At 47.4% G+C, this 21,277-nt stretch carries 16 protein-coding genes; 15 read left to right on the forward strand and 1 reads right to left on the reverse strand.

Translation table 11 applies throughout. The annotated features are described in order from the left end of the window. The first annotated feature begins 609 nt into the window (after positions 1-609). From GVN16_RS07405 to GVN16_RS07470, 14 genes are all read left to right on the forward strand, one after another. Entirely contained in the window at positions 610-1,344 is a 735-nt protein-coding gene (locus GVN16_RS07405) for an IclR family transcriptional regulator (RefSeq protein ID WP_166563231.1), read from the forward strand. A gap of 166 nt (positions 1,345-1,510) precedes the next feature. Then, positions 1,511-4,501, forward strand: a complete 2,991-nt coding sequence (locus tag GVN16_RS07410; protein WP_166563232.1) for a TonB-dependent receptor — start codon at positions 1,511-1,513, stop codon at positions 4,499-4,501. Positions 4,502-4,529: 28 nt separating this feature from the next. Then, complete coding sequence (locus tag GVN16_RS07415) at positions 4,530-5,987, forward strand: RagB/SusD family nutrient uptake outer membrane protein (protein ID WP_166563233.1); 1,458 nt, start codon at positions 4,530-4,532, stop codon at positions 5,985-5,987. Positions 5,988-6,064: 77 nt separating this feature from the next. Further along, complete coding sequence (locus GVN16_RS07420; RefSeq protein ID WP_229244093.1) at positions 6,065-7,507, forward strand: hypothetical protein; 1,443 nt, start codon at positions 6,065-6,067, stop codon at positions 7,505-7,507. Next, the gene (locus GVN16_RS07425; protein ID WP_166563234.1) at positions 7,504-8,250 is read left to right on the forward strand and encodes a LamG domain-containing protein; all 747 of its coding nucleotides are present in this window, start codon (positions 7,504-7,506) and stop codon (positions 8,248-8,250) included. The genes GVN16_RS07420 and GVN16_RS07425 overlap by 4 nt, the downstream gene beginning before the upstream one ends. Beyond that, positions 8,231-9,019 (forward strand): SDR family NAD(P)-dependent oxidoreductase, encoded by a 789-nt coding sequence (locus GVN16_RS07430; RefSeq protein WP_166563235.1) that lies wholly within the window; start codon positions 8,231-8,233, stop codon positions 9,017-9,019. Before GVN16_RS07425 ends, GVN16_RS07430 begins: the two co-directional genes overlap by 20 nt. Positions 9,020-9,069: 50 nt before the next feature. Next, positions 9,070-10,041, forward strand: coding sequence for a mannonate dehydratase (locus tag GVN16_RS07435; RefSeq protein ID WP_166563236.1), 972 nt, complete (start codon positions 9,070-9,072; stop codon positions 10,039-10,041). Between the two features lie 13 nt (positions 10,042-10,054). Next, the gene (locus GVN16_RS07440; RefSeq protein ID WP_166563237.1) at positions 10,055-12,907 is read left to right on the forward strand and encodes a glycoside hydrolase family 2 protein; all 2,853 of its coding nucleotides are present in this window, start codon (positions 10,055-10,057) and stop codon (positions 12,905-12,907) included. Next, the gene (locus GVN16_RS07445) at positions 12,904-14,190 is read left to right on the forward strand and encodes an MFS transporter (RefSeq protein ID WP_166563238.1); all 1,287 of its coding nucleotides are present in this window, start codon (positions 12,904-12,906) and stop codon (positions 14,188-14,190) included. Before GVN16_RS07440 ends, GVN16_RS07445 begins: the two co-directional genes overlap by 4 nt. A gap of 1 nt (position 14,191) precedes the next feature. Beyond that, complete coding sequence (locus GVN16_RS07450; RefSeq protein ID WP_166563239.1) at positions 14,192-15,037, forward strand: SMP-30/gluconolactonase/LRE family protein; 846 nt, start codon at positions 14,192-14,194, stop codon at positions 15,035-15,037. Positions 15,038-15,056: 19 nt separating this feature from the next. Next, positions 15,057-15,800, forward strand: a complete 744-nt coding sequence (locus GVN16_RS07455) for an RraA family protein (protein ID WP_166563240.1) — start codon at positions 15,057-15,059, stop codon at positions 15,798-15,800. A gap of 153 nt (positions 15,801-15,953) precedes the next feature. Beyond that, complete coding sequence (locus GVN16_RS07460; protein WP_166563241.1) at positions 15,954-16,784, forward strand: alpha/beta fold hydrolase; 831 nt, start codon at positions 15,954-15,956, stop codon at positions 16,782-16,784. A gap of 7 nt (positions 16,785-16,791) precedes the next feature. Then, complete coding sequence (locus tag GVN16_RS07465; protein WP_166563242.1) at positions 16,792-17,268, forward strand: RNA polymerase sigma factor; 477 nt, start codon at positions 16,792-16,794, stop codon at positions 17,266-17,268. Next, positions 17,252-17,845: a hypothetical protein gene (locus GVN16_RS07470; protein ID WP_166563243.1), complete on the forward strand. Its 594-nt coding sequence runs from the start codon at positions 17,252-17,254 to the stop codon at positions 17,843-17,845. The genes GVN16_RS07465 and GVN16_RS07470 overlap by 17 nt, the downstream gene beginning before the upstream one ends. A 28-nt stretch (positions 17,846-17,873) precedes the next feature. On the opposite strand, the gene GVN16_RS07475 is transcribed toward GVN16_RS07470, so the two are convergent. Beyond that, positions 17,874-18,287, reverse strand: a complete 414-nt coding sequence (locus GVN16_RS07475) for a nuclear transport factor 2 family protein (protein WP_166563244.1) — start codon at positions 18,285-18,287, stop codon at positions 17,874-17,876. Between the two features lie 348 nt (positions 18,288-18,635). Between GVN16_RS07475 and GVN16_RS07480 the strand changes: the two genes are divergently transcribed. Further along, positions 18,636-21,254: a DUF5686 and carboxypeptidase regulatory-like domain-containing protein gene (locus GVN16_RS07480; RefSeq protein WP_166563245.1), complete on the forward strand. Its 2,619-nt coding sequence runs from the start codon at positions 18,636-18,638 to the stop codon at positions 21,252-21,254. Positions 21,255-21,277 lie beyond the last annotated feature (23 nt).

Raw genomic sequence — 21,277 nt, forward strand, 5'->3', positions numbered from 1 at the left:
AGCCATTAGGTGTTAGCCGTTAGCATATAGATTTAAGGAGCGTGGATGGATCGACAGATCCACCCATGCTCTTTTTTCGATTAATCGAAAACAAACGGGCTTTCAGGCCCACGCCCTCTCACTTTTTGCCCCGTGCCTTCAGAACTTGCCCCGTAAAACGGGGCCGGGACTTGATGGCAACAATTTTCACAATCCATGCAAAAATCAAAGCTAATAGCTAAAGGCTAACAGCTAAACAGCCGATAACCCAACGCTCTTTTCCCCATGGAACAATTTTTTTATTACCTCTTCAAACAGTATCTTTATCAAAACAATTAAATCTTCAGCTATGAACAATCTATTCAGAGGTCTAATCGCAGGTTACGGAGCTAAAAAACTGGGTGGCGGATGTTTCGGTACCGTCATCGTCTTTATTATTATATGGGTAATTCTGGGGCAGTGCACTTAAATGCCGAGAAAGGACAAAAGGAGAAGGGAAAAAGAAAGCTTCCTGTCGTCCGACGGCCTGAGAAAATACATCGGAAAGTAATTTAAATAGAGGATAGGAAATTTTTGTTTGTGATAAATAAAAATTTCCTATTTTTACATTGTAAAATTAATTTCCATATCATGATACAAGTCATTAACCGGGCACTGGACATCCTCGAGTACATTGCCGTTGACCCCGAAAGACCTAAAACACTCAGTGAAATTGCCGACAAACTGGAGCTCAACCACGGCACCTGTGCGAACATTCTGAAAACCCTCGTGGGCAGACAGTATGTGGAACAGGTGGGCACCAAGAAAGGTTATCTGCTCAGTATAAAATCTTACGCCCTTACTGAAAACGAAAACTACCGGAAGCACCTCATCGACGCCTCCAAACCTGTGATGGATGATCTGACCGAACGGCTGAATGAGAACTTCCTGCTGGCGGTGATCAACGGAAATCTCCGTGTCGCCATTTACCGGACTTTCGCCGACCAGGACCTCCAGGTACGGACCGCCGTTGAGAAAAATATCTATGATTCTGCTTCAGGAAGGCTGATTGTAGCCATGTTCTCTGAAAATGAACTGGAGCGGTATACCGAAAAATACGGCCTGCCTTCCACCGATATCTGGCCAGAAGCCGATACCCATGAGAAGTTCAGGTCGCTGGTAGAGGTCATCAAAAAACAGGGCTATGCCATCCAGACCAGTGTGAGAAAACAGGTCGTGGGTATTGCCGTGCCGGTCTATAAAGACGCCAAGGTAATTGCCAGCCTCAGTATATACATGCCCGAGTACCGCTTCATGAATGCCGATAAAACCGACATCATCAAACAGCTGGTAAAAGGAGCATCAGACATTTCAAAACGTATCTGATATACTATAATAAAGAAACTTTGTGCACCGGTAGACTCGTCTGCCGGTGCATTTTTTTTCTATGATTATTTTAAGATAAAATTTGTTTATTAATCAATTAGCATTTATAATTGTATCATAATAAAATCTAATTTTATATTATAAAATTCAATCTTAAATTAAAAGTATGAAATGTAAAAATTACTCAAGCATGTTACTGGTTTTGCTGCTGGCTCTTTGTCAGCAACTGCAGGCCCAGGAACGGAAAGTCACCGGAAGTGTCAGAGACACGGAAGGAGGAGGGCTTCCGGGCGTGAATGTGACCATCAAGGGTTCTCTTAAAGGTGCTGTAACCAATGTGAACGGAGGTTACGAGCTTTCAGTAGCTGATCAGGCTGCGGTGCTGGTCTTCAGTTTTGTAGGATTTAATACACAGGAAGTGGTGGTAGGCACCCAATCTGTGATCGATGTGGTTTTGTCAAGCGATGCCAAATCGCTGGATGAGGTCGTGGTGGTAGGGTATGGCACCGTTAAAAAAAGTGACCTGACCGGCTCCCTGTCTTCTGTCAAAGGAAAAGAAATCAATGCGTTTCCGGCCACCAATGTGCTGCAGGCCCTTTCGGGCAGGGCTCCGGGCGTGCAGGTGACCCAGAATACCGGGGCTCCGGGTGCCAGCATCAGTGTGAGGATCAGAGGGACGAACTCAGTGCAGGGCAGTAATGAGCCATTGTATGTGGTAGACGGTTTCCCGACTTCGGGCAGTAACCCGACGATCATCAACAATTCGGATATTGAATCGATAGAAATATTGAAGGATGCTTCTGCTACGGCCATTTACGGCTCACGTGGGGCCAACGGCGTGGTGTTGATCACCACCAAACAAGGCAAAGCCGGTAAAATCATGGTAGATTATGAAGGCAGCTATAGCATGCAGTCGCTCCGCAAAAAAATGGACCTGATGAATGCTACAGAATACGCTAATTTTTATAACGAGCAGGCGGCCAATGATAAGAAGGCCCCGTATTTTACACAGGATCAGATCAATAGCTTCGGTAATGGTTTTGACTGGCAGGACCTGGTATTCAAAAAAGCACCGATGCATACCCATAACCTGACCGTCAGCGGTGGAAATGACAAGACGAAATTTTCACTGGGCGGCAGTATTTTCGACCAGCAGGGCATCATCCACGGCAGCGATTACAGAAGATATTCACTCCGTGCCAACGTGATGACGGATGTGAGCAAGAAGTTCAGTGTGAATTACAGTGCGACACTGACCAATATCAAAACCGCCCGCCAGAACAGCAGCGGAAGCAACAGGGGGAACTCACTGATTGCCGCGGCCATTTCTGCTCCTCCGACTTTGACACCGTATAATGCCGACGGCAGCTACAGGGTATTGGCAACAGCCTATCCTTTTATCTCCAATGTACTGATCAACCCGCTGAATTTTATCAATGAAAGTTCAGATAAAGTGGACGCCAACAGGGTTCTGGCAAACCTGGCCCTGATCTACAGGCCGTTTGAAGGACTGACCATCAAAATAGCCGGGGGTATTGAAAACAGTGACGACCGCAATGATGGCTATACTACGACTAATTTTATCAATTCACAGGGTTCGGCCTTTGTTTCGGCGTCTCAGGGCAGAAGTATGCTGAGTGAGAACACGATCAGTTATACCAAAACACTGGCAGCTAAACACAACATTTCGGCCGTGGCCGGGATGACTTACCAGGATTTCAAGAATACATCACTGGGAGGTTCGGGCGTTGGTTTTCTGAGCAATATTCCTGAGTCTTATAACCTTGGTTCCGCCATTACACCGGGCATTCCGAGTTCCGGTTATTCATTGAGTACGCTTTTGTCTTACCTGGGCAGGGTCAACTACAGTTATGACAGTAAATACCTGGCCACCGTGAGTTTCAGGGCAGACGGCTCTTCGAAATACAGTGAAGGCAATAAATGGGGTTATTTCCCGTCGGGAGCTTTGGCCTGGAGGGTTTCGGAAGAAGATTTCCTGAAAGATGTGTCCTATATCTCTGATGTAAAAGTGAGAGCCAGCTGGGGACTTACCGGCAGCCAGGCCATCGGGGCTTACGCGACATTGAACAACCTTTCATCTGGTAAAACGGTTTTTGATGATGCCCTTTACAACACCTTTGCTCCGGGTACACGTTTGCCGGGCAACCTGAAATGGGAAACCACCGAGCAGGCTGACTTCGGTATCGACGCGGGATTCAGCAACAACCGTTACAGGTTATCATTGGATTATTATATCAAAAACACGCGTGATTTGCTGAATACTGTCGAATTACCTTCCAGTTTCGGATTTACCAGCACGGTACAGAATGTCGGACAGATACAGAACAAAGGTTTTGAGATTTCAGCCGATGCCCGCATCATAGAAAAGCCGTTTAAGTGGGATTTGGGGGCAAACATTTCATTTAACAGGAACAAAGTCGTCAAACTGTATGGTGGTAAGGATATTTTAGGCGGAAGTCTGGCCGTAACACTGATCAATGACGCCACCAGTTTATTGAGAGAAGGCGAACCGATGAGCGTGTTTTACGGGTACAAAGCCAAAGGATACAACGAAGCAGGCAGGGAAGTATATGAAGACCTGAACGGCGACGGGGCGATCAATCAACTGGATAAAACCATCATCGGTAATCCGAACCCTGACTTTATCTTCGGTGTAAACTCGGCAATGTCATACAAAGGTTTTGAGCTGACCCTGTTTTTACAAGGCACTCAGGGAAATGACCTGCTGAACATCAGTTCGGTGAGCAATACCCTGGATTACGGTTACGGATTGAATATGCCGAGGGCGGTGATGAACGACCACTGGACCACTTCAAACCCGAATGCCAAATACCCGGTGATTTCCGCAACCAACTCTTATAATTATTCCAGCCGCCTGATTGAAGACGGGTCGTTTGTCCGCCTTCGTAATATTCAGCTGGCCTATAATCTGCCTTTGCAAGCCATGAAAGTCAACTGGATGCGTTCGGCACAGGTGTACGTGAGTGGTCAGAACCTGCTGACTTTTACGAAATATTCATGGTGGGACCCCGAGGTGAATTCACAGGGCGGTGCCAACTCTATCGGACAGGGCATTGACCACTTCAGTTATCCGACTTCGAAGTCTGTTACTGCCGGTTTAAGACTTGGTTTCTGATCACAATAAAAAATTAAACGACATTGAAATGAAGAAGATATTTTTTTTACTCCCGGTTTTATTCCTGACTGGCTGCGAAGACATCCTGAAGGAAGCCCCGAAAGCGGTGGCGGTAGAAACCTTTTATAATACGGCCGGTGAGGTAGAGACCGCCGTGAACGCCGTTTACGCTCCGCTGCGAAACTCTGCCAGCGGACTCGGCGGGGAATATGCTGCCCAGCTGGAGGCGTATACAGATTACAGCTATGGCCGTCCGGGCAGCAGTTATGCTATCCTGTCCGATTTTCAGGGCCTGAACAGTACCAACATTACCAGGGTATCCGGTATGTGGACGCAGTTATACCTCAGCATCAGGAACGCCAACCTGGTGATTCAGAAAGCCCCTGCAGGAACGAAAATCTCGAAGGCCGATGTGGATAAGTATGTGGCAGAAGCAAAGTTTCTGCGTGCTTTGGCTTATTTTCATCTGGTGAGAAACTGGGGAGCCGTTCCGCTCAGAACAGAAGCCAATCTGAATGAACCGAATATCAAAAGAACGGCAGAAGCTCAGATCTTTGACCAGATTATCGCGGATCTTAAAGTAGCTGAAGAAGGCCTTTTGGATAAGCCCGCACAATCGGGTCGTCCGTCGAAATGGGCTGCTAAGACGCTACTGGCAGATGTGTATTTTTATCAGAATAAATACGCCGAAGCGGCTTCCAAAGCTGATGAAGTGATCAAATCCGGCAAGTTTTCGTTGGTTCCGGTGACCGTTGCCAATGATTTTGAAAAGGTTTTCGGGCCGACGGTGATCAGTTCTTCTGAAGAAATTTTTTACCTGAAGTTTACAAGACTGGCGGGTCAGGGCATGTATTTCGCGATGTTTGCCCATCATCCGGGTTCAAAACTGCATGGTGCGGGTGGTTTCTACGGACATTCATCTGATTCGAAAGGAAATTCGGTAATAGCCGCCTGGGACGAAAAAGACCTGAGAAAAAGCTATAACTGGTATTCCTGGAACATCGGTCTGGGTGATTTCAGTTTGCTGAACAAGAAATTCTCGGATCCGCTGGCTCCCGGTCAGGACGCTGCAGGAAACGACCTGCCTTTGTATCGCTACGCCGACGTGCTGCTGTTGTTTGCGGAAGCATCCAACAGGGCTGGTAACGGACCGACCGCCGCAGGCCTCGACGCCCTGAACCAGGTGCATCGCAGGGCTTATGGCAAATCTGCCACGGCCGTTTCTGAAGTTGATTTTAAACTTTCGGATTTTAATACGAATACTTTTAATGATCTCGTATTGAAAGAAAGAGGTTATGAAACCCAGTATGAGGCCAAAAGATGGCTGGACCTGAAAAGGCTGGGCAAAGAAAAAGTAAAACAGATCATCAAAAATGCAGTGGGAAAAGACGTGGCTGACAAGCACTTTTTGTGGCCGATACCAGTGGGAGAGTTGAATTATAATACCGCTCTTGATCCGAAAGCAGATCAGAATCCGGGTTATTGATTGGTTAAATGAGAAAGTAGAATGGGCGGCCGGGTACAGGTCCGGCTGCCTTATTTTGAAAAATTAAAATGAAAACAATGAAGAATTTTAACAAGAGAAAATGGCTGCTGATAGCCGGCCTGCTGCTGGGACTGATCAGGCCTGGTATTGCCCAATCCAATGTTTTTGTTAAAGTAAGTGCAGAAAATCCACGCTACCTGGAGTTAAGTGACGGAAAAGCGTACATCCCGGTGGGGATCAACATCTGCTGGCCGAGGTTTGTCAGCAGTGAAGATTCCGTTATTATGAAAATGGAACATTACCTCACAAAACTGGGTGAAAACGGTGGCAATTTTACCCGTGTTTGGCTGAGTGCCCCTATGTTTGAGGTAGAACATAAAAAAGCAGGCGAGTACGATGAGGTCATCGCCCGGAGAATAGACAAAATCCTGGAAATAGCGGGTAAATACAATATCAAAGTTAAGTTTTGTCTTGAAAACTTCCGGGACCTGACCAACCGTCCGGCGATGTTTGCGGGTTCGGTGCCGTTTGATAAACCCATTTATTATACCGGAAACGGAGGCCCTTTGTCGACAATGGACGAATATTTTACCTCTCAGAAAGGGAAAGACCTGTTTCTCAAAAGGGTGGATTTTTTCGCGAAAAGATATAAGGACCACCCCGGTGTTTTTGGCTGGGAGCTTTGGAATGAAATCAATGCCGTCAAAGTATCGGACCGGAAAATCATACTGGACTGGACAAAGGCAATGCTTCCTGAGTTAAAGAAACGTTTTCCCAATCACCTGGCGATGCAGAGTCTGGGTAGCTTTGATACGGAACAGGCCAAGGGGCTTTATCACGATTATTCTGTGATTCCGGATAATGAAATTGCCCAGGTGCACCGCTACCTGGACCAGGGTGGGGCCTTGCCTGTCACCCGCGGGGCTGTGGATGTGCTGGCTTACGACGCTGTGAGCACACTCCGTGGTTTCGGCGAAATCAAACCCGTCATTCTTTCTGAAGTAGGTGCTGTTGAACCTCATCATGCAGGTCCTTCGCTGCTGTATCCGAAAGACACTGAGGGGATGATGCTGCATGATTATCTGTTTGCTGCGTTTTTCGCGGGAGCTGCGGGTCCCGGTCAGAGCTGGCATTGGGATTACTACATCGATAAGCACGACTTATGGTATCACCTGGCCCGTTTCAATAAAGCTATCGAAGGCATTGACCCCGGGAAGGAAGCATTTGAACCTTTCGAAGTCAGGCATGGTGAACTGACTATCTATGGATTAAAGGGTAAAAAACACGTTTTGGTCTGGTTTCGCGACAAAGCCAATACCTGGCAATCTGAGTTGAATGAGGGCCTTAAACCTCAGACGATCAAAGGAAAATCTTTTAAACTGCCGTTTGAAGTTAAGGTGAAAAATGCCTCAGTTTATAACCCATGGGAGGACACCGGGCAGACTTTAAAGTTAAAGAATAACCAGGTCAACCTGCCTGAGTTTAAGCGTTCCGGGGTTATTAAATTGACTGTGAAATGAAGATAACTGATTACCCGGACCTGCTGTGTTTCTGGGATTTCAGAGAAGGCTCTCTGAGGTCTTCAGGGAGATATGCCTATGAACTGAAAGGGGATGGTGTGCAAATTCTGCAAGAAGGGCCGGTTTCCGGATACTCCGTACGGCTGGAAGAAGGACAGTATCTTTCTGTTCCGAGGGCAGATTGCCCCGGACTGAATATTCATGGGAAAAAAGCACAAATAACCGTACTGGCCTGGGTTAAGCGGGACCGTAAAACCATCATTCCCGGCGAGTGCGAAGCCATTGCAGGGATGTGGCTGGAGTCTGAAAAGAAACGCCAGTATTGTCTTTTTCTTAACCTCTGGATCCACGAAAGCAGCGACCAGGTGGCAGGGCATATTTCAGGTGTGGGCGGACCGACACCCGGTGAAAAATGGTGCATGGACGCTTCCATCGGTCAAAACAAGGTACCTCATGAGGATTGGGCCTTCGTTGGGTTCACCTATGACGGATACCAAATCTGCTCGTTCCTGGACGGAAAACCTGATTACAGACCCGGCAGAAATCCCTATATTTATGAAGAAGGAATATTTGACGCAGGCGAAAACGGTGCTGACTTTACGGTTGGCGGGGTGCATCGCCTCGGCGAAATGGGTAATTTCTTCTGTGGTCAGATCGGCGGACTGGCGGTTTTTGACCGGGCATTAAGTGAACATGAGATAGCAAATATTAAACAGCTCAGTAATGAAAAGATTGGAGCATAAAAAAGCCCTGGTGACGGGAGCTTCCCGGGGAATCGGCCGGGCGATTGCCTTGCAATTGGCTGGAGAAGGGGCCATGGTGGGCATTCACTACCTTGAGAACAAGGCCGAAGCTGAAGCCTTGCAGTTGGAAATCGAATCAATGAAAGGGAAAGCCTTTGTATTTCAGGCTGACCTGGGCGACACCACACAGGCCATTCAGCTTGGTCACCAGGCCTGGGAAACCATGGGAGGCATCGATATCCTGGTGAATAACGCCGGGGTTTCCTATAAAAAACACTTCCTTGATTTTACGGAAGAGGATGTGGATACCTTTCTGAATATCAATTATAAAGGAGCTTTGTTCCTGACCCAGACCATCAGCCGCTACATGGTGGAATCTCAGACGGAGGGGAGTATCTACAGTGTCACTTCCGTCAACGGCCTCCGTCCTGGTGTGGGACAAAGTGCTTACGGAGCCTCAAAAAACGCACTGGATACGCTGATGAAAGGCGTCGCCCTGGAATTGGCCCCGCATCAGATCAAAGTCAATACAATCGCGGTGGGTGCCATTGAAACCGATATGACGCTGGCGGCCAGGCAAAGCCCGGTGTTTTTAAAGGAAGTCAACGAAGGCATAGCCATGGGCAGGTTCGGTAAAGCGGAGGAAGTGGCTTCGGTTATTGTCGATCTTGTAGCCTCCGGAAGTTATATGACCGGGGCAACCATTACGCTGGATGGCGGACTGCTGCTCATGCGGGGATACGACAAGCCGAAACCCTACCAATCCTGATCAGAAACATTTATTATTCAACCTATAATTCTTTTTTTAAGACCGTTAAGATGAAACTTTCCTTCCTGTTCTTTGGAAATAAACCGGACGAGAAATGGGTGCTGGCCAGGCAGATGGGCATCAGTCATGCCATTGCCAAGCTGGCACCCGAATTAACGGGCGATTTGCCCCCTTATGACTTTGAAGCCCTGAAACGTTCGAAAGCGATTTTTGCTGAAAACGGATTTGACCTCATCGGGATGGAAGGTGACCAGTTTGACATGACCCGGATTAAATTGGGGCTGGATGGACGCGACGAAGACCTTGATAAATACGCTCAGATGCTTGAAAATATGGGTAAACTGGACATCCGTCTGCTTTGCTACAATTTTATGGCTTCAGGCTGGTTCAGGACCAACACGCACATGGAAGAACGGGGCGGAGCGATGGTGTCAGGCTTTGATGCCAGGGAAGCTGAAAAGTTGCCGCTGACGGTTCACGGAGAAATTCCTGCAGAAAAGATCTGGGAGAATTACGCTTATTTCCTGAAAAAAGTATTGCCTGCGGCAGAAAAAGCGGGTGTTAAGCTGGCCATGCACCCTGATGACCCACCGGTACCTACCCTGAGGGGTATAGGCCGGATTTTTATCAGTGCAGAAGCCGCAAGAAAAGCCCTGAGCCTGGCAGACAGTCTATCGCACGGCCTGACCTTTTGCCAGGGAACCTACACCACCATGGGCGAGGATGTCAGAAGCCTGATCCATGAATTCGGGAAGGCGGGTAAGCTGTTTTTTGTCCATATCCGTGATGTGGAAGGTGGTCCGGAGCAATTCAGGGAGACTTTTCATGACAACGGCCCTACGGACATGGTAGACATGTTCAGGGCTTACCAGGAGGTGGGTTTTGACGGACCGCTGCGGTCAGACCATGTGCCGACCATGGCCGGAGAATCAAACCAGCAGCACGGCTACGAAATGAAAGGGAATCTTTTTGGGATAGGATATATGAAAGGCATCATGGATGCATTGAAAATCAACCATTAAAATTATTGAAAACATGAATTTACTCCGACTGATATTTTTAGGTTTATTATTTCAGCAAACGGTGCTGGCCCAGACTGCCGGTCCGGCAAAATTGTGGCAACCCTACCGCGTAACGGAAAGATCCGGGACACAGCAGGTCGACTTATCCGGCGAAGGCTGGACCCTGGGACACATGGATCAGCCTGTCACCTCGCTGAAAGACTTATCGGGCATCAAAGACGCCTTTAAAACTTCCGTTCCTAACTCCATCCAATGGTCTTATTTTAAAGCCGGGAAGCTGCCTCATCCTTATTACAACAAAAATGCCCTGCAGTATGCCTGGGTGGATGAGAAGGCCTGGTATTACACAAAATCCTTCGATTTGCCTGCAAAAGCAGCGGATTCTTACGTGTTTCTATGTTTTGAAGGACTGGATTATTTTTCCAAAGTGTGGGTCAATGACTCGCTGATCGGTGTGCATGAAGGCATGTTTGGCGGCCCGACCATAGAAATCAGTAAATACCTGAAAGCTAAAAATGAAATAGTGGTGGAGGTAAAAGCTGGTAACTGGGGAAACAAGGCGACAGCGTTTGAAAAGCTGCCGATTACCGCTAACGGCGACCGGGATTTCTCCAAACAAACCGGGTTCAATCCGCGGGCTACAGGCAAGATCATCAAGCCCTGGGCGATTTCGGGCGGTACAGGCGGAGAACCGTTTTTCAGTGTAGGCATGTGGCAGGGCGTTCGCCTGGAGGTGGTGCCGAAAATCCACCTGGAAAGACCGTTTCTCACTACTCAATCCATACAGAAAAATACGTCGGCCAACATGCATTTATCGCTGGAAATCATGGCAAATGAGACCTCATCCGGTCTGAAAATGCATCCATGGACCAACGCCCAGCTGGATCATCCGGATAATTTCGGGCAAAAGTTTGAAAAGGTAACGGGCAACTATGCCGTGGAATTTGAACTTACCCTGAACGGTAAATCTGCTCTGAAAAAGAGCTGGAAAGCCGATCTGACCAAAGGCAGAAACTGGCTTGAAAAAGATATCGTATTGACCAATCCTAAGCTCTGGAACCCTAACGGGCTCGGAAATCCTGATATGTATGTGGCCCATATCAGGCTGATACAGGACCAGAGAGTGGTGGATGAGATAAAATTCAACCACGGGATAAGGACCATCGAATATATTACTTCTGCCGGTCCGAGAACCCGCGACCGCTGGGACGACTGGCAATTTGTGATCAACGGGCAGAAATTGTTTGTCAAAGGGATGAACTTCACTCCGCAGGACATCCTGCTCGACCTGAACAAGGAAAGGTACCGCTGGACTTTGCAGGCGGCTAAGAATATGGGTGTGCAGCTGATCAGGATCTGGGGTGGCGGCATACTCGAAACCAAACATTTTTATGATTTATGCGATGAACTCGGACTGATGGTCTGGCAGGATTTCCCGATCGGAAACCAGGATACACCGGATTATCCGCAGGACATCTGGGAGGCCCAGGTGGTCCAGAACATCCTGAGACTGAGAAATCACCCCTCGCTGGCGATCTTGTGCGGAGGAAATGAATTCAACGCTTACTCTTACGGCAATGCCACATCGATCGGTATCCTGGAGAGAAATCTGAAGATTTTTGACCCGAGCCGTTCATTCAAAAGAACGACTCCTGATCACGGAGCCATCCACGTTTACCCGGACATGGACCCGGTCTGGTACAATAAAAGCTATGCTAAAGCACCGTTTATTTCCGAGACGGGGATGCACTCTATTCCTGAGGCAGGCGTGTTTTATGAAACGGTGGACAACAAAGAGTTTTTTGACCTCGGCAAAATGTGGGACAAGGACTTCAGGAACAACCACCCGGATTTTGTACATCATTTTACAGAATATGGCCCGGGCCGTGTGCCGAGGATGCTGAGCCGTGCTTCGCATATTTCGGACATGAAAGATCCGTCGATCGACGAGATTGCTGAGGCGTCGCAAATCGGGGCAGGGGAGTTTTACCAGGTCTTTTCCGAAAAGGTGCAGGGCAATTATCCCGTTACGACCGGACTGATGCCCTGGGTGTTCAAACGCCACTGGCCTGTGATCGCTATCCAGCTGATGGATTGGTTCGGTAATGCTGCGGCTCCCTACTATTTCCTCAAAAGAACTTACGAGCCGACCCACGTAGCGGTGGATATCCCGAGATTGCTCTGGAAATCAGGGGAAACCATTCAACTGCCGGTGAAAATTACCCATTCATTACCCACTGGCCTGACAGCGGCCAAGGTGTCGGTCCAGGTATTTGATGACGGGTTTACTTCGCTGGCACAATTTCAGAAAACGGTGGGTGTGGCTGCCGGACCGTCGGTTACCAATGCTTACGAAGTTGCTTCTTTCAAAATTCCGGAAGATTACCGTGATCGTTTTCTGTTTGTCCTTACAGAGCTGAAAGATGCTTCAGGGAAGTTGATTTCAAGGTCATTTTACTATCCGAGGGTTATCTCCAGGATGGAAGACCCGGCTTTTTATAAGGAATATACCACGACACCGATCAACTGGATATCATTGGACAAAGGTCCGTGGCTGAAACCGACGGTAGCAAAAACATCGGCGAAACTGTCATTGATCCTGATCAGTAAGCAGGATAAAGATGCTCAGAATAGTGTCATCAAAGTTAAAGTGACCAATACGGGTAAAGTTCCCGCTTTCATGACCAAGCTGGACATTACCGGAACCAAAAGGGCCATGGTGGCCAGTTCGAATTATGAGTGGCTGGCTCCCGGCGAATCAAAAGAGATTACAACGGACGTGTTATGGAGAGAGCCGGAGAATAAGCCCTCGGCCATCATCAGTGTGTCGGCCTGGAATGCCCCGAAAGCAGAAGTTAAATTATGAAGATAGCTGAAGAACATATCGCAGAAATAAAGAAAACCGCTTCGGGCTGGTACCGCTGGGAACTGCTGGCACTGCTGTGGGGAGCATTTTTCCTGAACCAGGCCGACCGCCAGATTTTCAATGTGGTGCTGCCGCTGATCCAGAAAGACCTTTCACTGACTGACGCCGAACTGGGGTTGATTGCCTCGGCTTTGGTCTGTACCTATGGATTACTGGTGCCTGTTGCCGGGTTTTTCGGGGATATTTTTTCTAAGAAGAACATTGTAGGCTTCAGTCTCCTGTTCTGGTCGCTGGCCACACTGGCCACAGGACTATGTGCCAGCCTGGTTCAGTTTATCCTGCTCAGGGGAATAGCCACAGGTGGCGGAGAGGCGTTTTATGCCCCTTCGGCCAATGCCCTGCTCAGTGAGCACCATGAGAAAAACCGTTCACTGGCCTTGTCCATTCATCAGACGGCCGTTTATTTCGGCATCATCCTGAGTGGGTTGATTGCCGGCTATATCGGTGAAAACTATGGATGGGAAGCCGCCTTTTACCTCTTCGGAGGCCTGGGTGTTTTGCTGGCTGCCGTTTTTTTTCTGAGGGTACAGAAAGACGCCCCGGCGAAGATCGTCACCCATGCTTCGTCCGCTGAAATAAGAAAAGAAATAGCAGCGACCGCCAAGATCATCATTAAAAAACCGACGGTAGTTTTGCTCACCCTGGCCTTCGCCTGCATGGTGTTTGTCAATGTCGGCTATCTGACCTGGATGCCGATGTTTATGGTACAGAAATTCGGGATGTCGCTTTCTGAAGCGGGGTTTTCGTCCCTTTTCTATCACCACATCGGGGCGTTTGCGGGAGTGTTGTCCGGGGCTAAGCTGGCAGATTATTTTACGCTGAAAAGAGGCCCTCAGAGTCGTCTGATGCTTCAGATGTTCGGTTTACTGCTGGGGGCTCCCTTCATTTATATCATGGGCTCAGCAGACGATCTGACTTTGCTTTATATAGCCATGTTTTTGTTCGGGGTTTTCAGGGGATGGTATGATTCCAATATTGTGGCGTCGCTTTACGAGGTGGTCAGCCCGGCCATCAGGTCGTCGTCTTACGGACTGATGCTGGCCTGTGCTTTCATCACGGGGGCTTCATCACCCCTGATACTCGGTATTTTAAAACCTTCCATAGGTCTTTCTATGGGTTTGTCGCTGCTTTCGGTGGTCTATGTTCTGGGAGGAGGTTTTATAGGGATGGCATTGGTCTGGTTTTTCAGAATGGACAGGGAAGCAACGATAATCAGTCAATAATATGGAAACATTGATAAAAGAAGGAATTCAGGTGCTGGCAGAAGGCCTCAGGTTTCCGGAAGGCCCTGCGTTTGCTCCCGACGGAAGTCTCTGGCTGGTGGAACTGAAAGGAGAAAGCCTGGTGCGATTGAAAAACGGGGCATTGAACAGATTCTGCGTCGGAGGTGGTCCCAACGGAATTGCAATAGAAACAGAAGGAAAAATCTGGTTTTGTGATTCGGTCAATAACGAAATCCGCCGTTTTGATCCTGAAACAGGCGAAACCCGGACGATGGCCGCTCATGTCGGCAATGAACCGCTGAATCAACCGAACGACCTGGCTTTTGACGGGAAGGGCAACCTGGTTTTTACCTGTCCGGGTAATTCAAGAAAAGAGCCGACGGGATATGTCTGCGTCCTGGATAAAAACGATCAGGTTAAAATCATTGCTTATCACCTGTTTTTTCCCAACGGACTGGCTTTTAATGCGGAGGGGGATAAGTTATATATCGCCGAAACCTATCAGCACAGGGTCTGGGTGGGCGACTGGGATGCAGAAAACCTGACCTGGAACAACCCGGAGGTGTTTGCTGACATAAAAGGTCCCGACGGCCCGGGTGGTCCTGACGGGATGGCTTTGGATGAACAAGGCAACCTCTATGTGGCAGTTTACGGAACAGGGAAAATAGCGGTTATTAATCCTGAAGGGCATCTTACAGAAGAAATAAGTCTGCCGGGGAAGAATCCAACCAACTGTGCATTCGATGTTGATGGTGACCTGGGCCTGGTGGTCACTGAAGCTGAACAGGGAAAATTATTGAGTATAAAAACAGATAAAAGAGGCCTGGCCTTATTAAACAGAAATTAAACATTAAAAATAAACAGTTATGAGCGTAGATCAGTATAAAAAAGAGGTAGGGATGATGAACCTGGAACGGTTGATTGAAACGAGAGAAAGCATACCCGATGTTACTTTTCCTATACCGGACAAAGAACTTCTTCACCGGTTTGAGCAGCTTTATACAGGGGCTGTCAATGACGTTATGCGGGAGTTTTGCCTCCTGAACCAGGCTTTGCCGGGCCACATTGTGCCCTTAAGAGAATACCGGACGATCGCAGGTTTTGCTTTTACGGTTAAAAGTGCCCCGAATGCCATGATCAGGGGCGAAATGGAATACCGCACCGAAATGCTGGATGCCATGCACGAAGATTCCTTTGTGATCTGGGATACGACCAACGACACCAAGGCAACTTTGTGGGGTGGGGTGATGACGGCTACTGCCAAGGGTAAAAAAGTAAAAGCCGCCTGTATTGATGGGGGGATCCGCGATACACACCAGATTCTGGAAGCAGAATTTCCTTTGTTTTATAAATACCGGGTGTCAAACGGAAGCCTGGGCCGCTGCCTGATCACCCATTACCAGACCACACTCCAATTGGGCGATGCCACCGTAAAACCCGGGGATGTGGTTTTAGGGGATATCGATGGGGTTTTGGTGGTGCCGAGACAGATAGCCTATGAAGTGCTGCTCAGAGCGGAGGAAATTCTTGAAAATGAGAAAAAGATTTTCAGTTGGGTCAATGCCGGCGAATCCATCCAGGACATTACAGAAAAAGGAGGATATTTTTAAGCATCAGAAAACCGGGGAAACCCGGTTTTTTTTGTAATATTTTTATAGTCAGTGTGTTGTCTTTTTAATTTCTGATGCATGAAAGAAATTTCTGAAAAAGTGTAACATTTTTCGAAAGCCCGTATCTAACGGGCAATTAAAACGAAAAATGATATGAAAAAAGTCAGATTGACAGCACTGCTGGTTATTTTATCCCTCTTCGGAGCATTCGCACAAAACTTTAAGGTAAGAACTACCGGCAAGGGAGCCCAGACCCTGATTTTTATTCCGGGATTTGCCTGTTCAGATGAGGTCTGGAACGCTACTATCGCCAATTTTGAAAAAGATTATACCTGCATCAGCCTCACCATGCCGGGTTTTGCCGGGGTGCCTGCTGAGCAATCCCCGACTTTTGAAGGTTGGAAAACACAGATTGCTTCCTACATACAGTCGCAGAAAATCAGTAAGCCTGTCATCGTAGGTCACAGCATGGGAGGCGTACTGGCCATGGCTGTCGCTGCAGATTACCCTGACCTGGCCGGCGGTGTGGTGGTGGTGGATGCTCTTCCCTGTCTTGCTGCCATGATGGATCCTGGTTTTAAATCCAATCCGGCTTTGGATTGTTCACCGGCTGTAAGCCAGATCACGACCATGAGCGACGAGCAGTTTCTCCAGATGCAAAAGGCCGGCATACCCAGGATGATGAGCAGCCGCGATAAGGACGACCTGGTGATCGGCTGGACCGTGAAATCGGACCGGAAAACCTTCGCCGGGATGTTTTGCGACTTCAGCAATACGGACCTCCGTGAGCGGATTTCGGAAATCACCTGTCCGGTGCTGGTTTTGCTCGAATCCTACTTCGTGAATTTCAAGCCCGGCATTGAAGGACAATATAAAAACCTGAAAACAGCCAGGCTGGAATATGCCACCAAGGGGCTTCACTTTATTATGTATGACGATAAAGAGTGGTTTGATGACCGATTGACTAACTTTATCAGAAAATAAGCAACTGATGACATTCGAAGAGATATATCAGGCTTACTGGCCGAGGGTTTTCAGGATTTGTATGGGGTATGTCAATGACCACGACTGGGCCAAAGACATCACGCAGGAGACATTCATCAAGGTCTGGCAGAATTTGCCGGGATTCAGGAATGAATCAGGTATCGGTACCTGGATTTTCAGGATTGCTTCCAACCAGTGCCTGAGGCAGATCGAAAAACAGAAGCGAATGCCGAAAGCGGAAATGCCGGAACATTTACAGGAGAAAACTGAAGTAACAGACGACAAAAAGATCGCGTTTCTGTATCAGTGTATTTCGGAATTGAAAGAGATGGAAAGAATCATCATTTCCCTCGAAATGGAAGAAATGAAACAGACTGAAATTGCAGAAATTGTCGGTATTTCAGAAGCCAATGTCCGGGTTAAATTACACAGAATCAAAGAAAAACTAAGCGAAAAATTCAAGCATTATGAGCAATATAGATGATTTTAAGTCACTCTGGAGCCAGCAACCTGCTCCAGAAAAACCGGACCCCGGCGTACTGATCAGTAAGGCGGTGGGTCTCAGAAACAAAATGAGAAGCAAACTCTTACTTGCCAATTTAATTTGTCTGGCCACAGGGGTATTTATCGTGTACATCTGGATGAACATTGATCCGAAGATGATCACTACCAGGATAGGGATCATTGTGACCCTTACCGGAATTCTGGCCTTCGTGCTTGCTACAGCGGGGATTCTTCAGCCGCTTTACAAAAGCCGGGAGCAAAGCAGTAATGCCGATTTCCTGGACCAGATGATCCGTTTCAAAAAAGGGCAGGATTTTATGCATAAGATCTTTATGAATATCTATTTCTTCCTGATTTCTGCCGGGGTGCTGCTTTATATGTATGAGTTTGCGATGAGAATGACCTGGGTATGGGCAACGGTCTGCTACGCCGTCACTATCGGCTGGATGGGTTTTAACTGGCTCTATCTGAAGCCTAAAACCGCTAAAAAGCAATCCGACAAGCTCAATAAGATGATCTCAGAACTGGAGGAAATCAATCAGCAGATAACAGATTAAAGAAGTCCTGCGGCAATGTACAGTGTTTTCATGCTTCGACGGCTGTTTTACTGAAAAACGCACTGGCAGCATCAGGATCACTGAAAAAGTGCTTGCCAGAAACAATCAGATCGTCACAGAAAGTCCAGAGTACGCAGATATAATGGTCGATATTGTGGCCGTCCTCACGATTGGTAGAAATATGGTGACATTCGATGATGTAGTCACCTTCCGAGCCGTCGACCAGCTTGGTGACTGTAGGATTGGACTTGCCCATCACACTGCCCATGGCGTCAAAAAAAGCAATTACTTCATCCACACCTTTTTTAATTCCTGAGAAAGGATGGTTACCTGGAAAGCTCCAGTTGACTTCTTCCGGCATCACTTTTCTGATGAGATCAAAGTCCCGCTTGACATACCCTTCAAAAAACCGGTTGATTAATTCCTGATTTGAAGTTTTCATGCTGTTAAAGAATGATGGTGTCATACAAAGATAAATAAAACCTTATTTTGGGTAGAATGAAAAGGACAAAAAGTTATTTTCCGGGGTTGTTTGACCTGATTTTGTAGTTTGAAAATGTTTGTGACTGACAAGTTTTTAGTGATTCCGGAAAGAAATAAAACGTTTGGAACGGCAGGTTTTTTCTGAATTATTTTTACGTTTTATGGCTTATGCCGGTTAATATTCAGGGCCCGGGCAACATCAGGCCGCGTTAATGGGTTATTGTATCAGAAAAGCTGTTATGATCTTAATTTTTATGTGAAAGAACCTGAACAATTTTCTAAATTGACCCAATTTTAATATTTCCTTATGTTCAGATATTTCTTTGCCCTTGTTTTTTCTGTCTTTTTCACCGGTGCTTATGCCGCCAATGTTTCCGGAATCGTCAAAAATACAAGAGGCGAACGCCTGCCTTACACTTCCGTGATCATCAGAGGGACAACTACCGGCACCATGGCCAACGCGGACGGAGTATACACTTTAAGTTTATCACCCGGTCAGTATGAGCTCGTTTTCCAGTTTCTGGGATACAAAACCCTGACCAAAACGGTGACGATTGCAGATGAAAACGTGAAGCAGGACGTGACCATGGAAGAACAAAGTTTTAACCTGGCGGAGGTGAAGGTGCAGAAAGGCAATGAAGACCCGGCCAACGCCATCATGAGAAAGGCTATTGCCAAAAGTAAGATACATAACCTGCAGGTAACGGCTTATGAAACCAACACCTACATAAAAAACACTCTTTTGCTTAACAATATTCCTGCGATTGCCAGGAAAGAACTGGCCAAAGAGGGCATCCTTATCGGTATTCCTGTCATTTCGGAGTCGAAACTTGTCTTTTCTTTTAAACAGCCGAATAAACGGTTTACAAGGGTCATCGCGAAGAAATCAAGCAGTATTGACAATGTTATTTCTACTTCTGATGATTTTTACCTGATCAATTTCTACGAGCCGGTGATGTCCGATGACATTATTTCCCCGCTGTCGCCTTCCGCTTTTTCCTATTATAATTTTGAGTATCTGGGCTATTTCGAAGACCGGGGCGTGACCGTCAACCGGATCAGTGTGATTCCGAAAAATTACGGACCAGGCGTCTGGAGAGGCGTCATTTATATCATTGAAGACCAGTGGAACATACACAGTGCCGATGTGGAAACGGTACTTTCCGGGATGAAATACAAGATCAATCAGCTGTATGCCCCTTCAAAAGGCGTCTGGATGCCTGTTAATCAGAAACTGGAGCTTTCCGGCAAAATATTCGGGTTTGATTTCCAGGCACAGTCGCAGGTTAGTCCTGAATATACGCTCCTGGAGGTCAATCCCAGGCTCGTAAAAGAGGTTAAAATAATAGACGAAAAGTCGCAGGGGACTGTTACCACCGGAACGCTCCCTAAAGGAAAAACCTCGGGTGAAATTCTGGAAGTTCAGAAAGAATTTTCTGTGAAAGAGATGAACAAACTGATGAAAAGCCTGGAAAAAGAGGAGAAAAAAGAAAGGGAAAACAAACTGCTCACCAGGCAGGATTCATTGGTGGTGGATTCTTTGGCCAATAGCCGGTCAGCTGCTTTCTGGAACGAGGCAAGGACCATTCCGCTGACTGCCCATGAAGCAAGAGGCTACCGGTTTACGGACAGCCTGAAAGTGATCAGAATAGAAAAAAAGGATAGCCTGGAGAAAGACTCGCTGAAAAAAAACTGGAAGAAGTTTGCCTTCGGACATGATTTTAAACTGAAATCTGCAGATAAAACCGGTGGAGGGCTGTTCTTGAAATATAAACCGCCATTTATTCCCCTGATCGGGCTCAACTACAATACGGTGGAGGGCATGACGGCTAATCTCGGCCTCACTTTGCAAAAGAGGAAATCAGACCAGGTACCTGCTGCCCTGACTTACAGTGTGGCGACGGATTTGAGGTATGCTGTCGGCTTGCGTAGATGGCAGGGGAGGGCAGAAGGTAAAGTCATGAAAAAAGGACAAGGGTTGCTGCTGGGTGCCGGAAGTTACAAAGCTCAGTTCGACGGGGCAGGCGGTATCGGGGACGACCTCAATACCCTGACCACTTTTTTCGGGCTGAACATCTCCAAAATTTATATGAAAGACTATTTTCATATCGGGTATCTGTTTGAAAAAGACAGGAAATTCAGCTTCATGACCGATCTTGAGCTGGCCGGCAGGTCGCCTCTGGTCAACCTTCAGGACAGCAGCCGGATATGGATCAGAAATAAGAAGTTCACTTCCAATATTCCTGTCAATTTTGAATTGGAGGATAGTGTATTTTCAAGACACCAGTCCGCCGTCTGGAGCACCGTGGTTAAATGGCAGCCCGGGCTCAGGTACAGGCTGTATAACGGCCGGAAAATATACCAGGGAAGCGACTGGCCTGCTTTTACGGCCACCTATCGCAAAGGAATGAATGGTGTTGATTACGATTTTCTGAGTCTTTCAGCCGCACAGCAGATCAATACCCGCTGGGCCGGAAAGCTGAATTATTTCATCGAAGCCGGAGATTTTGTCAACGACAGAAGAGTCTACCTGATGGACATGAAACACCTTAACAGCATTAACCTGACCACGGACGGTAGCCGGCCGGATCATGTGTTTGCGTATTACCGCCAGCTGAATACCAATCTGCCCATTCAGCTGAGTTCCGACAGTTATTATAAATACAGCACGAAGGGGGCTTTTCTCAAAGCCCATGTAATCAACGAATTTAAGAGCCTCCTGATTACCCAGTCAACTTTAGCCAGGATGTATGGATTGAAGGAGGATTTGTTTGTCAACTACCTGAATTCTCCCATTAAAAAGAACTATGTAGAATTGGGTTACGGCATTGACGGCATCGGTAAAATTGTCAGGGTGGAGGTTATTACAAGCTTCGAGCAAGGCAAATTTCAGCGTTGGGGATGGCAAATCGGGGCTACTTTCTGATTTTTTGTGGAATATTCCCGTTC

This window comes from Emticicia sp. CRIBPO, from assembly GCF_009905725.1.
Lineage (GTDB): Bacteria > Bacteroidota > Bacteroidia > Cytophagales > Spirosomataceae > Leadbetterella.

Bases quoted from the DNA above. Each gene is read 5' to 3' on its own strand.
- GVN16_RS07435 (WP_166563236.1), top strand. From the start codon at position 9,070: ATGAAACTTTCCTTCCTGTTCTTTGGAAATAAACCGGACGAGAAATGG.
- GVN16_RS07410 (WP_166563232.1), top strand. From the start codon at position 1,511: ATGAAATGTAAAAATTACTCAAGCATGTTACTGGTTTTGCTGCTGGCT.
- GVN16_RS07460 (WP_166563241.1), top strand. From the start codon at position 15,954: ATGAAAAAAGTCAGATTGACAGCACTGCTGGTTATTTTATCCCTCTTC.
- GVN16_RS07445 (WP_166563238.1), top strand. From the start codon at position 12,904: ATGAAGATAGCTGAAGAACATATCGCAGAAATAAAGAAAACCGCTTCG.
- GVN16_RS07425 (WP_166563234.1), top strand. From the start codon at position 7,504: ATGAAGATAACTGATTACCCGGACCTGCTGTGTTTCTGGGATTTCAGA.
- GVN16_RS07475 (WP_166563244.1), bottom strand. From the start codon at position 18,287: ATGAAAACTTCAAATCAGGAATTAATCAACCGGTTTTTTGAAGGGTAT.
- GVN16_RS07440 (WP_166563237.1), top strand. From the start codon at position 10,055: ATGAATTTACTCCGACTGATATTTTTAGGTTTATTATTTCAGCAAACG.
- GVN16_RS07450 (WP_166563239.1), top strand. From the start codon at position 14,192: ATGGAAACATTGATAAAAGAAGGAATTCAGGTGCTGGCAGAAGGCCTC.
- GVN16_RS07470 (WP_166563243.1), top strand. From the start codon at position 17,252: ATGAGCAATATAGATGATTTTAAGTCACTCTGGAGCCAGCAACCTGCT.
- GVN16_RS07455 (WP_166563240.1), top strand. From the start codon at position 15,057: ATGAGCGTAGATCAGTATAAAAAAGAGGTAGGGATGATGAACCTGGAA.
- GVN16_RS07430 (WP_166563235.1), top strand. From the start codon at position 8,231: ATGAAAAGATTGGAGCATAAAAAAGCCCTGGTGACGGGAGCTTCCCGG.
- GVN16_RS07480 (WP_166563245.1), top strand. From the start codon at position 18,636: ATGTTCAGATATTTCTTTGCCCTTGTTTTTTCTGTCTTTTTCACCGGT.
- GVN16_RS07405 (WP_166563231.1), top strand. From the start codon at position 610: ATGATACAAGTCATTAACCGGGCACTGGACATCCTCGAGTACATTGCC.
- GVN16_RS07465 (WP_166563242.1), top strand. From the start codon at position 16,792: ATGACATTCGAAGAGATATATCAGGCTTACTGGCCGAGGGTTTTCAGG.
- GVN16_RS07415 (WP_166563233.1), top strand. From the start codon at position 4,530: ATGAAGAAGATATTTTTTTTACTCCCGGTTTTATTCCTGACTGGCTGC.
- GVN16_RS07420 (WP_229244093.1), top strand. From the start codon at position 6,065: ATGAAGAATTTTAACAAGAGAAAATGGCTGCTGATAGCCGGCCTGCTG.